General features: G+C 35.3%; 12 protein-coding genes. 7 read left to right on the top strand and 5 right to left on the bottom strand.

What is annotated here, in order from left to right:
* Positions 1 to 164: 164 nt before the first annotated feature.
* Complete coding sequence (gene gldG, locus ACH2CJ_RS03240) at positions 165 to 1853, bottom strand: gliding motility-associated ABC transporter substrate-binding protein GldG (protein WP_394990682.1); 1689 nt, start codon at positions 1851 to 1853, stop codon at positions 165 to 167.
* Positions 1854 to 1930: 77 nt separating this feature from the next.
* On the opposite strand from gldG, the gene ACH2CJ_RS03245 reads away from it, so the two are divergent.
* Complete coding sequence (locus ACH2CJ_RS03245; RefSeq protein ID WP_394990683.1) at positions 1931 to 2431, top strand: cupin domain-containing protein; 501 nt, start codon at positions 1931 to 1933, stop codon at positions 2429 to 2431.
* An 83-nt stretch (positions 2432 to 2514) separates the two neighbouring features.
* The gene (locus tag ACH2CJ_RS03250; RefSeq protein ID WP_394990684.1) at positions 2515 to 2985 is read left to right on the top strand and encodes a DUF4293 domain-containing protein; all 471 of its coding nucleotides are present in this window, start codon (positions 2515 to 2517) and stop codon (positions 2983 to 2985) included.
* 1 nt (position 2986) lies between these two features.
* Here ACH2CJ_RS03250 and ACH2CJ_RS03255 read toward each other — a convergent pair whose 3' ends face one another.
* Both ACH2CJ_RS03255 and ACH2CJ_RS03260 read right to left on the bottom strand, forming a co-directional pair.
* On the bottom strand, positions 2987 to 3670 hold the full coding sequence (locus tag ACH2CJ_RS03255; protein ID WP_394990686.1) for a response regulator transcription factor: 684 nt from the start codon (positions 3668 to 3670) through the stop codon (positions 2987 to 2989).
* An 11-nt stretch (positions 3671 to 3681) separates the two neighbouring features.
* On the bottom strand, positions 3682 to 5592 hold the full coding sequence (locus ACH2CJ_RS03260; RefSeq protein ID WP_394990687.1) for a sensor histidine kinase: 1911 nt from the start codon (positions 5590 to 5592) through the stop codon (positions 3682 to 3684).
* A 213-nt stretch (positions 5593 to 5805) separates the two neighbouring features.
* Here ACH2CJ_RS03260 and ACH2CJ_RS03265 point away from each other — a divergent pair, with 213 nt between their 5' ends.
* Genes ACH2CJ_RS03265 through ACH2CJ_RS03275 form a run of 3 tightly spaced genes read left to right on the top strand, consistent with a single transcriptional unit; the run spans position 5806 to position 9011 of the window.
* Positions 5806 to 6573, top strand: a complete 768-nt coding sequence (locus ACH2CJ_RS03265) for an SGNH/GDSL hydrolase family protein (RefSeq protein WP_394990689.1) — start codon at positions 5806 to 5808, stop codon at positions 6571 to 6573.
* 37 nt (positions 6574 to 6610) lie between these two features.
* Positions 6611 to 7900, top strand: coding sequence for a flavin-containing monooxygenase (locus ACH2CJ_RS03270; protein WP_394990691.1), 1290 nt, complete (start codon positions 6611 to 6613; stop codon positions 7898 to 7900).
* A gap of 28 nt (positions 7901 to 7928) precedes the next feature.
* Positions 7929 to 9011, top strand: a complete 1083-nt coding sequence (locus ACH2CJ_RS03275) for an aminotransferase class I/II-fold pyridoxal phosphate-dependent enzyme (protein WP_394990692.1) — start codon at positions 7929 to 7931, stop codon at positions 9009 to 9011.
* Positions 9012 to 9020: 9 nt separating this feature from the next.
* Here the strand turns inward: ACH2CJ_RS03275 and ACH2CJ_RS03280 are convergent, their stop codons facing one another.
* On the bottom strand, positions 9021 to 9884 hold the full coding sequence (locus ACH2CJ_RS03280) for a TraB/GumN family protein (RefSeq protein ID WP_394990694.1): 864 nt from the start codon (positions 9882 to 9884) through the stop codon (positions 9021 to 9023).
* Positions 9885 to 10250: 366 nt separating this feature from the next.
* Entirely contained in the window at positions 10251 to 10784 is a 534-nt protein-coding gene (gene pyrR / locus ACH2CJ_RS03285) for a bifunctional pyr operon transcriptional regulator/uracil phosphoribosyltransferase PyrR (protein ID WP_394990696.1), read from the bottom strand.
* 134 nt (positions 10785 to 10918) lie between these two features.
* Here pyrR and pth point away from each other — a divergent pair, with 134 nt between their 5' ends.
* The gene (pth, locus tag ACH2CJ_RS03290) at positions 10919 to 11479 is read left to right on the top strand and encodes an aminoacyl-tRNA hydrolase (RefSeq protein WP_394990697.1); all 561 of its coding nucleotides are present in this window, start codon (positions 10919 to 10921) and stop codon (positions 11477 to 11479) included.
* A 239-nt stretch (positions 11480 to 11718) separates the two neighbouring features.
* The gene (locus ACH2CJ_RS03295) at positions 11719 to 12180 is read left to right on the top strand and encodes a hypothetical protein (RefSeq protein WP_394990699.1); all 462 of its coding nucleotides are present in this window, start codon (positions 11719 to 11721) and stop codon (positions 12178 to 12180) included.
* The last annotated feature ends 182 nt before the right edge of the window (positions 12181 to 12362 follow it).

Here is a 12362-nt window from a genome sequence, read left to right on the forward strand (position 1 = left end):
GTTCGTTTTGGCGTATTTTTAAGTATTGCATATCGCTTTTTTTTGCAAAGGTCGCACAAACGCACGTTAATATAATAATTTAGTGTTCAAAATGTCTAATGTGAAAAAATCATAAATATTAATAAATTACTCGTAAATCATAATTCTAAATTCGTAATTTCTCACTAAATGCCATATTCTCTTTTTCTCCACCATTGCAGAATAAAACCAAAAACAAGCACTAAGCCAACGGGCAGACCGATGTTTAATATTTGCCAGAAAGTTCGCTCGTCACGGGTGCGAAGTTTGTTAAGTGGACGAAGTTTCACTTCTTTTCCACGTGCTTGAATCACGCCATTTTCATCAATCAAATAGTCAATGGCATTCATCATAAAATCTTTATTACCAAAAGTGTGTTTCGAGATTTTATCATAACCTAAAGGCATCGGATTACCCGTTTTTTGACTTACTTCATTGACTATCAAATCGCCATCTGAGCAAACGATAATTTTGGTAGGTAAACTTTCGAACTTAAAATTGGCAAATTTTGGGTCGTTTGGCAATAAACGATTTTTATATAATGACTGAAATTTCCCTTCCAATAAATATGCAATTGTTTTCACACCTCCTTGGTATTCGGCTTGGTCGGCTTCGGTACGGGCTTCATTAAAAGTTACAAAAGCGGGAGCGTTCAAAACTTTGGTATAAGGTGTGGTCATTAATAATGGTGTTTTTGTAACTCCATCTGCTCTTACGGTGTCGATAGAGGCTACATAACGACTAAAAACCAAATCTAAATTATTGGTTATCAAGCTTTTGCCAAAATTACTTATAAGTGGATAATATCTATATGGTACTGGCTGAATATTTGGTTTATCGCCCATGTCACCGACCACCATCGGAATCATAGCACTGCTTCCTGCATCTTTTATGATATTTGAGTTTATCCGAACGCCATATTTGAACAACAAATCGGTCAAATTCAAGTCTAAAGGTTGAGCATAATTTCCTTCCAAACCAACCGAATCTACCTTTAATCCATCAACGAAAAACAACATTCGTCCGCCGCTCATTACAAACTGGTCGATTTTATATTTGGTGCTGTCATCTACTGGAAAATCGGGTTTCGGTAAAATCATTGCATCAAGCCCTTGAAAAGTTGGTGAACTTTTGGCATCAATGATAAACAAATCATAACGCTCTTGTAATGAGGCGATTAAGTCAGAAAAATTGAGCGGCTTTAACTTCGTAAACTCTGCTAAAAGTCCAATTTTTTTTCGCTCTCTCAAAGTCAATTTTCTGATAGCTGTTGCCAATTCGTACTCAACATTTTCATAAGATTGATTCAATTTCTCTTCGGCGGTTTTGCCTTGCGTGCCTTTTAGCAATAAAACTGGCACTTCTTTTCCTGCCACACTCACCAAAGCATAAGGGAAAATAATATTTTCGACCTGACGACCATTTTTAGTATCCACCACCCGAGTTGGATTCATGCCTTTTTTTGCCAATTCCACATAAAACTCTTCACGCTTTTTTGTGTCAGCTTCGGCATTTGGGTTGATAAATTTATAGTTAATGTTTGTTCCACCATAAACCTTAAACTCTTCGAGGGTTTCGGTAACGGCACGTTTGAGGCGTTCAAAGCCACTTGGGAGTTCATCGCCATCTAAATAAATTTTTACAAAAACATCCACAGTTTGCTGCTCAGATGAGTCTTTTTCAGAAAGATTTTCGAGTAAAGATTTGGTTGCTTCAGAAAGCGAATAGCGTTTTTCTTCGGTGAGGTCGAGACGAAAAAAAACAAAAGATGCTAAAACATTCAACAACACAATTCCACCAATAACGAGAAGGGTTACGACAAATTTATTTTTCATTATATGCTTAAAAGAGGGCATTTCCAGTAATTTTGTTCAAAAATAAGACTTTACATTTACTTATACTTGATTTTTCTATGTTTCCTGCCAAATATTGGGTCGAAAAGCTAAAAATGAAAAGCCATCCCGAAGGTGGCTACTTTGCTGAAACTTATCGTTCGACAGAAATCATTACACAAAACTCTCTTCCTAAACGCTTTTCGGGTAATAGAAATTACAGCACGGGCATTTATTTTTTGTTGGAAAGTCATCATTTTTCGGCCTTTCATCGCATACAATCTGATGAAATGTGGCATTTTTATGCTGGCGATTCGTTGAATATCTATTATATTGATAATGAAGGGTTTATGCAAATAATTAGGCTCGGAAACAATCCCGAAAAAGGCGAAGTCTTTCAAGCGGTTGTACCCGCAGGAGTTTGGTTTGGAAGTAAACCCACCTCCGAAAATAGCTATTCTTTGGTTGGTTGCACTGTTGCCCCAGGATTTGATTTTGATGATTTTGAAATGCCCAAGCAACAAACGCTTTTACAAGAATTTCCTGAACATCGTGCTATTATTGAGATGCTGACACATTAAAAAAATTGTGAATGAGTGAATGAATGAATGGGTAATTGAGTATTTTTGCACATTATTAAAAAAAAAATTAAATTTTTATAGGAATGTTACAACGTATTCAATCTTTATTATTATTACTCGTTGCCATTTGCATGGTTTTCTTTTTGGCTACTCAAACTTGGCATAAAGTGGGGGTTGGCGAGTCGGTTTCTCTAAGTCCATATTATCTTACTTACATGAAAGGCAGCTTAGTTGCAGAAAACAAGCCTGTTTATTATTTGGCATTAATGGCAATTCTTTCGGCTGGGTTGGCGATTTTTACTATTTTTCAATACAAAAACCGAGTTCGTCAAATGCTTTTTGTGGCTCTAAATTCGCTTATCGGAGCAGGTTTATTAGGTGCAACAGTTTATCATATTCAGTTTGATGCTAATAAACTTTTTGCTCCCGAAGACCAAGGTAATTTTGGTATTAGTTTTTGGGGTGTGTTCGTAGCTTTGGTCTTCAATTGGATAGCCAATCGCCTTATCCGTAACGACGAGAAAAAAGTAAAAGATGCTGATAGAATGAGGTAATCTAACAAATCAGCTTGAAACCCTCACCGTGCATATTCATTATTTGCAAATTAGGATCTTCTTTGAGGTGTTTTCTTAGTTTTGTGATATAAACATCCATGCTTCGGGCATTGAAATAGCTATCGTCACCCCAAATCAATTTTAAAGCAAAACTTCTGCTGACCGACTGATTTTTATTTTGGCAAAGTAGTTTTAGTAATTCTGATTCTTTGGTAGTAAGTTTATTTTGAGAATAATTGATGCTCAAACTATTGGTTTGGGCATCAAATTTATAAGCCCCAATCTCAAATTTAAGTATCTGATTATCAGGCTCTTGTTTGCTAATTCTACGTAAAATTGCTTTCATTCGCATCAACAATTCTTCCATGCTGAATGGCTTCGTGATATAATCGTCGGCCCCAACTTTAAAGCCTTGAATCGTATCATCTTTCATAGATTTGGCGGTCAGAAAAATAATCGGAATCTCTTTATCTTTCATTCGGATTTCTTTTGCCAGCGAAAATCCATCTTTTTTCGGCATCATCACATCAAAAATACACATATCATATCCACCTTTTTCTAAGAAAAACTTTATGCCTTCTTCGCCATTTTTAGCCAAATCAGTGGTGAAACCTTTTGCTTCCAAATATTCTTGTAGCAACATTCCCAAGTTTGGGTCGTCTTCTGTTAAAAGGATTTTTGCCATTTTTTTCTTGTTTAAGAGGTATGCAGTACATCTCTACGTATAAATGTAATTTCAAACTTACTTCCTTCGCCTAATTTACTTTCGACAAATATTTGCCCGTTGTGCGATTCTACCATTTTTTTGACATAACTCAAACCTAAACCAAAGCCTTTTACGTCATGTAAATTTCCTGTTGGAACTCTATAAAAACGTTCGAAAATTCGGACAACTTGCTCTTTTGTCATGCCAATTCCTTTATCTAAAATGCTAATTTTCAAGGCATTACCCACATTTTCGGTGCGAACCGTTATTACTGGATTTTCAGGCGAATATTTATTGGCGTTGTCGAGCAAGTTATAAATAATATTGGTCAAATGTACTTCATCTGCTTCAATTTCTGGATTTTCTGCCTCTAATTCGAGGTTTACAATGCCATTTTTTTGTTCGATTTGAACACTCAAGTTAGTCAAAACTTGTTCAATTGTTTCGTGTACATCTACACTTCCGAGTCGAAGTTTTACTTCACCTTTATCAAGCAATGCCATTTGCAAAACTTTCTCTACTTGCGTACCGAGCCTTCGATTTTCGTCTTGAATAATATTAAGGTAGCGACTTATTTTTGAGTTATCTTTTTTCACTTCGTTGTCTTTCATCACTTCCACCGCAAGCGAAATCGTCGAGATAGGCGTTTTAAATTCGTGCGTCATATTATTGATGAAATCATTCTTAATATCTGCCAGCTTTTTTTGCTTCAACATTGTACTAACCGAACTATAAAACACACCGCCAATCATTAAAATCAATAGTATCGAACTCAAAAAAACAGTCCACATATTTCGTAAGATGAAATCTTGTGTGTTAGGAAAATAGACGTATAAAAAATGACTTTGTGGCTGCAAATCGTTTGGAAAAAGGAGCATTTTATGCGATTTTTTGAGCAATTCTGGGCTATAATTAACTGCAAATGATGAAAAAATCATATTTGAACCATTCTTTACACCATATTGATATGGAATCGTGATACCTCTACTATGCAATTCTTTTTTCAATAAAGTATCCAATGTTTGGCGGTCGAGACGTTCATAAATATCTCTACTTCCTTGAATAACATCGCTAAAAACATTTCTCACTAATTCTGCCTTGTTTTTCGTGCGTTCATAGCTCGTTTGGATATTGTGTTCTTGCCTCTTTCGAGGCATTTCTATTGCTCTATCTACTTTATTCGTTTTTCTCACAATCAAATTGAGAGAATCGGTTGGCAGATTACTTTCATAGTAATAGTTATAAGTAAGTACGCCATTTTCGTTATCAACCTTCAACTCCATATTATTTGTTGGACGATTCCGCTTTGTTCTACTCAATTGAACAACCTGATGATTGATTGCTTGAATCAAATCTTCAACACTCCGCTGACGCATCAACAAAGAGCGAGTGGGTTGATTCAGCTCGTCCCAAGCTAAACTTTGTTCTTCCAACATTTCTCTTATCAAACCCATCTGTCGAGCAGGAATTTCAAAACTTGGTTCGGCTAAAAAAATATCAGATGGAGCAATCGTAACTATCTGACTACCAATGCCTTGAGGCAATCGAACAATACGAGTATTTTCTCTTTCTTGTGGCTCGGCATTTATCAACGTTTCACCCAACGGCACTGTTGAGGCATTCCGTTCTTGAACTGTTGGTTTACGAACTCTTTTTCTTTGATTTTGATGCTGCGTAATCGCCAAAAGTCGCTTTTGTTCTTGAGCTTTCATCTGTTGATTTGCCAAGAACATTACCTCTTGTTTTTCTATTTGCTTTACTGTGGCTTGCAAGGCATCATTTACATCACGGTCGAACTGTTCTTTTTTGACCGAAATAGCATTTTCAATCCAATACCATTGAAAGGCGATGAGACCAATCAAAGCAAGCAACATCAGAATGATAATATTACGGAAATTCATTTTCTTGTGATTATACTTTTACTCCACGAAATTAACGCCATAAAATCTAAATTATGCCTTATTTAACACTTTTTAACATCAAACAATTTACTAACTTTACAAATTATCAACAAAACCAAAGCCTTAAAAATAATGATTTTAGTGATATTTCTTTGTTTATTTCTTGTTTTGGGAGCTATTTATGTTTGGCTTTATCAAAAAGTATCTAAACATATGCCTGAAAATTACCCAAATGAGAAAAATCGTCAGCAAATTGACCCTACAAAAAAGGTAATTGTCTGTTTTGGAGATAGTAATACGCACGGAAATGTGAGTTATAATTGGGTCAATGATTTAAGTTCACAACTAATTGATTATCAGATTTTTAATGCCGGGATAAACTCCGATTTGACTTATACTTTACTTCGCCGAATAGATGATGTGATAGCTTGCAAACCTGATTTTATAACGATTTTGATAGGAACAAATGATGTGAACTCGACTATGCACCTCAAAATTGAAAAACGTTATCAGCAATTAGGCAGAATTGATAAAATTATTTCGCCAAATTTTGAAGATTTCAAGAAAAATTATATTGAAATTATTAATCAACTCAAACAAAAAACAAAGGCAAAAATTGCTATTATGTCATTACCCGTGATGGGTGAAGATTTGAGTCATGAGGCTAATCTCCGAGCTGATAAATATAGTGATTTTATAAAGCAATTGGCTACAGACAAACAAGTTAGCTATCTTCCTGTACGTGAAAAACAAAAGGAGTTTTTACTCAAAAATCCAAAACCTTTGAAACATCGTTTTGAAGAAACTTATAAACTGCTCAATTTTTCGGTAATTAGCCACTATTTATTAGGCAAAACTTGGGATGAAATAACAACCAAACATGGTTTTCAGCTAACACCCGATAATTTGCACCAAAATTCGATTGCAGGAGGAATGATTCGGGATTTAATCATACCAACCGCTCAAACGGAGCTGGATTGATTGTTTTAATTTTTGTATAGAATTTTAAAAATAAAAGATGAAGCAAGTATGTATTATTGGTGCTGGGTCGTCGGGAATTACTGCGGCAAAAGCCATGAAAGAAAAAGGCATTTCGTTTGATTGCTTTGAAAAAGGCTCAAATATTGGTGGTGTCTGGCGATTTAATAATGATAATGGTTTATCGTCAGCGTACCGAAGTTTACATATCAACACTAACCGTGTGGTAATGTCGTATTCTGACTTCCCGATGCCAGACGATTTTCCCATGTTTCCGCATCATTCCAATATCATCGAATACTTTGAAAACTATGTTGAGCATTTCAAGCTTCGAGAAAATATCACCTTTAATACTTCTGTTGTTGATATAGTAAAAAATGCCGACGGAACGTATAAAGTTGCACTTGATAATAGACAAACATTTGATTATCAATATATTATCGTAGCAAATGGTCACCATTGGAATCCTCGTTTTCCGACTCCAGAGTTTAAAGGGGAGTTTACGGGGGAGGTTCTACATTCACACTATTATAGAGAAGCCGAGCAAGTTCAAAATAAAGATGTGCTGATAGTTGGCATCGGAAATTCGGCGGTTGATATTGCCTGCGAAGCAGCTCGATTACACACAGGTAGAGTAGTCATTTCGACTCGAAGTGGTGCGTATATTACGCCTAACTGGATCTGGAGTACACCTTTCGATAATTTGGCAAACCCTCTCACAGCAAAACTCCCCCTTTGGTTACAACGTTCCTTGCTAAGTGCAACGCTATGGCTGGCACGTGGAAAGCAAGAAGATTATGGCGTACCGAAACCTAATCGCCCCGTACTTAGCGAACACCCAACTCTTTCGCAAGATTTATTGAACCTTTCGGGGCGTGGATTGGTAAAATTTAAGCCCAATATTAAAGAATTTAACGGAAAAACAGTTGTTTTTGAAGATGGAACTGAGCAAGATTTCGATATAATTGTTTATGCCACAGGTTATAAAGTTACTTTTCCATTCTTAAAACATTATGTCGAATTTGATGTTGAAGAGTCAAATGACATTCGTTTGTACAAAAAAGTGATTCATCCCGATTACAAAAATTTGTTCTTTATGGCATTGATTCAGCCTTTGGGGGCAATTATGCCTTTGGCAGAAATTCAGTCGAAATGGGTTGCAAAAATCATTAAAGGCGAAAGTAAATTACCTTCAAAAGAAACCATGCTTCAATCAATTGAAGAAGACAAACAAAAGCTAATTAAACGCTATAAACAATCGCCTCGCCATACACTTCAAGTTGACTTTTTTACTTATAAAGAGAGTATCGAAAAGGAAATGAAGAGGTAATATTTATTTTTAAATTATTAAAAAACTAATGTCTGACGAGTTTATAATCAACCAATTGCCATCAAACAAAATTTTGCTTAAAGGCAAAGAATATCATTTTTTTAGCGGTACTTCTTACTTGGGTATGAACCAAGACGAAGATTTCAAAAAACTTTTGATTGAAGGCATGAATCGCTACGGAATGTCGTTTGGCAGTTCACGCAATGGCAATTTACAATTAGATATTTATGAGCAAGCCGAAGAAAAGATGGCTCGTTGGGTTGGTTCAGAAAAATCTCTCACAGTATCATCAGGAATGTTGGCTGGACAATTGGTTGCTCAATATTTAAAAACACAAAATGCTACCTTTTTTTATGCCCCACACAGCCACGCAGCCAATTTTCACGAGCCCAATATTTGTCTTCCAAACCTCAGTTTCGAGGCTTGGGCAACTACAATCGGAGATGAAATTTTAGAGAAAAACGCTCTGCATTCAGTAATCGTTTGCAATTCTTGCGATGCTCTTAAACTAAGTCGTTATGATTTTAACTGGACGAGTCAATTACCTATTGGTGGCGTTCCGCACAATCAGGCAATTACATTAATTATTGACGACTCTCATGGCTTAGGCATAACAGGCAAAAATGGCTCAGGAATTTTTGAACAGATTTCGGTAAACCCAAATATCAGATTAGTCATAGTCAGTTCTTTACACAAAGCTATGGGTATTGCAGGTGGCGTTGTTTTTGGCGATAATGATTTTATTGAAACCTTGCGGCATACTGCTTTTTTTGCTTCATGTTCGCCTATTGCCCCAGCGTATCTGCATGCTTATATGTACGCTGATGAAATTTATGCAAGAAATCTGCAAAACCTACAATCAAATATTCACCGTTTTAACTTACAAATATCCAATAATCAGCTATTTAGTTTTTTACCCAATTATCCTGTATATTATACTTTGCAAGATGATTTATATGATTTTTTATTCGAAAATGGTATTTTTATTTACAGTTTTGCCTACCCAATAAAAGCAGGAAAACCCAATACTCGCATCGTATTAAGTGCATGGCATGAAGAGGAACAAATTGATTTTTTGGCAGAAAAATGCAAAGAATTTAGTCAAATCTAAAATTGGCAACTATTCATTTACAACTGCTGTAACGGTGTAGCCCTTTTTACGAAGTAAATTAATAATTCCCTTCTCACCTGCTAAGTGAGCGGCTCCAACGGCAAAAAAAGTTGATTTTTGGCTACTCATTTTAGGTATTTTTTTTACCCAATTTTTATTCCTTTTATCGAGCAATAAATGCTCATACCGAGTAGAATAGGTATTTGCTGAGGATTTTACTAAAGCATTCAAATTCTCTTCTTTATACTCTTTCAACATCGCCTGAAAAGATTCTTGCGTTTTTTCAAAATCTTTGATATATTCCAACAACATATCTGCTTGTTTTCGCTGTGGAATTTTTTCAAAAACAGATAATTGATCTTTTAGGGTTTCTAAACCGAAAATACTTTTATTTTGCTTATTTGCCATCTCTAAAAAGCTTTTTTCAACCGAAACTGGCTGGCTGCAACCAATCATTGGCGAGTAAGTATATGACAATAAATAAAAAGGCTTAATCATACCCAACATGTCAATCGAATAGCCCGTGCGGTCTTTAAAAAAACTTGCTAATTGCTCGTAATCATTGGCTTTAAGCAAGTTTTTTAGATGCGTATTACTCGCCATTGAGCGTTGCATTTCAGCAAAAAGCTCAGGGTTGTCTAAATCTAATTCAAGAAATAACTGTTCGGTCTTATTGAAGATAGTTTTTGTAGTAGTCGAAATATTCAATTCATCGGGGCAAATCACATGAATTGTGCCATAGAGATAGGATGATTTTTGCAAACCTTTGCCCGAAATTTCCCATAATAAAGCGTTTTCAGTCGGCACTTGTCCAAATGATAAATAGGAATGTAAGCAAATTAAGAAACTTAGCGAACAAGTTATCTTTTTCATAGGAGTATAGAAAGCGTGATAAATACATTTTCTCAACAACCATGCCACAAGTTTTATTCACTAAATTACAAGTATAGTTTACTGACTATAAGTAAGTTACACTTATATTTAGTCATTTAGACATCATTTTTTTATTACCTATTTCAATGGTTGTCTATGATAACGAACATTTTTGTCTTTTCTTATTTTACTACTTTAATTTGAAAAAGGCTACATAAAACTAATCCTTTGATCCTTAGAAAGCTACATAAATGACGATTGCCTGAATAGTTGATTTTTGGCAGCTTATATACCCAATATTTATTGTTTCGCCATTTTGTGTTTGTTCTTTCATTACTTGTAAATAAACAAATCTCCTTCCAAAAATCATCCAATCAACCAAATCATGTCTTCTTCATGCCCTTGTTCTTTCCATTCTACCAGCACACGTTGCGTATCGAGGGTGTTTACACGCATACCCGTATAATCTGGTTGTATAGGTAAATCTCGCTCATAGCGGCGATTGATGAGGCAAAGCAACTCCACTTTTTCAGGTCGCCCAAATGCCTGCATGGCATCCATAGCGGCCCGTACCATTCGTCCTGTAGCCAACACATCATCAATCAAAATTACTTTTTTTCCTTCAATCACAAAAGGTACTTTGGTTTCATTGGGCTTAAGAGGCGTATCTCTTCTACGAAAATCATCTCGAAAAAAAGTAGCATCCAAATAGCCCAATTTAATATCAATTCCTGTGGCGACTTTCAGCTTTTGGGTAATACGTTCTGCCAAAAATATGCCTCGTGGCTGTAATCCCAGAATAACTGAACTTGTAAAATCACCGTGGTTTTCAATCAACTGCTGACATAAGCGATTGAGCGTAATATCAAGTAGCGGATTGCTAAGAATGAGTCGTTTCATACTCCTGACTCCCAAAAGGGAACGTATTGGTTAATATTTTAAATTGTAAAACTAAGCAATAGATGTGCTAATTGCATAAAATATTAAGAACTTTGCAGAAAAATTATTTATAAAATATTGAATCGCTGGAGTTTATGAAATATTTAATTGCTGGACTTGGTAATATTGGTCCTGAATATACCTTCACTCGTCACAATGTGGGTTTTATGGCACTCGATCGCCTAGCAGCTCAACAGGGTTTTTCTTTTAAAATGGAAAGACTTGCCTACATTGGTGAATTTAAGCATAAAGGCAAACAAATTTACTGCATAAAACCCACTACTTATATGAATCTTAGTGGAAACGCCATTAATTATTGGTTACAAGCTTTGAAAATTCCCGTTGAAAACCTGTTAGTTATTTGCGATGACTTGGCTTTGCCTTTCGGTAAATTACGCATGAAAACCAAAGGTTCGCACGGTGGACAAAATGGATTACGAAATATTGAAGAAAAACTCGGCACACCAAATTATACTCGTTTACGCTTCGGCATCGGCAATGAATTTGCTCGTGGCAAACAAGTTGATTATGTACTGAAACCCTTTGATGAAGACGAAATGATTCAGTTGGTCGCACGATTAGACCGAACTGACGAAATAATTTTGAATTTTTGTACAATTGGTGTAGAGAGAACAATGAATTTTTACAACGAATGATTGTACTTTTCAAAGAATCTTTACTTTTCTCTAATTTAGAATATTATACAAGTTGTACTTTTTTTATACAAATTTTATTTGGCATTAACGATCAAAAGTACCCATAAATTCCAAATTATATTGAAATATCGAAACATTTTAAGAATAATATTTGGCATAGCACCATATAAGGCATTTGGATTGTATTATTTTTAGTTCTACATTTGTATCGTTATCCACAAAGAAAATAGAACAAAACAATGAAACATTCATTAAAAACCATTATATTTGCATTAGTATTAGGGTCATTCATGACTTCTGCAAATATTGTTAAAGCAAATGACCGTGATTCAGCCAAGAACGAAGTAATATTAGTAAGAGGTGCTGAAGTACATTTCGCAGACTTTATGTCTAAAAATGCGAAAAAATTAGTTAAGACCAACGATTGGAATATTTTTACAGAAGTTGTTACTTTATATAACGTATCGCCGTCTAAGTTTTTGATGGTAAGTACCGAAAAGAAAGAAGCATTTAACGAAGCCGTAAAAAGTATTGAAGCAAAACTTAATAAAGTACGTGGCGAGGAAGCGAAAATTTGGAAGAAAAAAGTAGCAACAACTGCCGCCGTAATTAAAGTTTTGTGGAATTACCAATCAAACATTGAGTTGATGGAAACTGAACAAGAAGAAACGCCAGTCGTTATCGAAATGTTAGGTCGATAAGACTCAATTTTAAAGAGAATATTAAGTTTTCATAGTTTAATAGGTTAGGGTTGAATAGATGGACGCTTACCCCACTGCCTTTGGCGGTGGGGTTAAGTTTTTTTAGGGGGTATAGGAACGCCAAACCTACCGAATAATGTTATATTAAGTAAAAGAGTAAAAGTTTTCGAGTATTAGAGTAT

Source organism: Emticicia sp. (assembly GCF_043780375.1).
Lineage (GTDB): Bacteria > Bacteroidota > Bacteroidia > Cytophagales > Spirosomataceae > Emticicia.

Coding starts and splice junctions, on each gene's coding strand:
- ACH2CJ_RS03250 (WP_394990684.1), top strand. CDS start 2,515: ATGTTACAACGTATTCAATCTTTATTATTATTACTCGTTGCCATTTGC.
- gldG (WP_394990682.1), bottom strand. CDS start 1,853: ATGAAAAATAAATTTGTCGTAACCCTTCTCGTTATTGGTGGAATTGTG.
- ACH2CJ_RS03260 (WP_394990687.1), bottom strand. CDS start 5,592: ATGAATTTCCGTAATATTATCATTCTGATGTTGCTTGCTTTGATTGGT.
- ACH2CJ_RS03295 (WP_394990699.1), top strand. CDS start 11,719: ATGAAACATTCATTAAAAACCATTATATTTGCATTAGTATTAGGGTCA.
- ACH2CJ_RS03245 (WP_394990683.1), top strand. CDS start 1,931: ATGTTTCCTGCCAAATATTGGGTCGAAAAGCTAAAAATGAAAAGCCAT.
- ACH2CJ_RS03265 (WP_394990689.1), top strand. CDS start 5,806: ATGCCTGAAAATTACCCAAATGAGAAAAATCGTCAGCAAATTGACCCT.
- pyrR (WP_394990696.1), bottom strand. CDS start 10,784: ATGAAACGACTCATTCTTAGCAATCCGCTACTTGATATTACGCTCAAT.
- ACH2CJ_RS03270 (WP_394990691.1), top strand. CDS start 6,611: ATGAAGCAAGTATGTATTATTGGTGCTGGGTCGTCGGGAATTACTGCG.
- ACH2CJ_RS03280 (WP_394990694.1), bottom strand. CDS start 9,884: ATGAAAAAGATAACTTGTTCGCTAAGTTTCTTAATTTGCTTACATTCC.
- pth (WP_394990697.1), top strand. CDS start 10,919: ATGAAATATTTAATTGCTGGACTTGGTAATATTGGTCCTGAATATACC.
- ACH2CJ_RS03255 (WP_394990686.1), bottom strand. CDS start 3,670: ATGGCAAAAATCCTTTTAACAGAAGACGACCCAAACTTGGGAATGTTG.
- ACH2CJ_RS03275 (WP_394990692.1), top strand. CDS start 7,929: ATGTCTGACGAGTTTATAATCAACCAATTGCCATCAAACAAAATTTTG.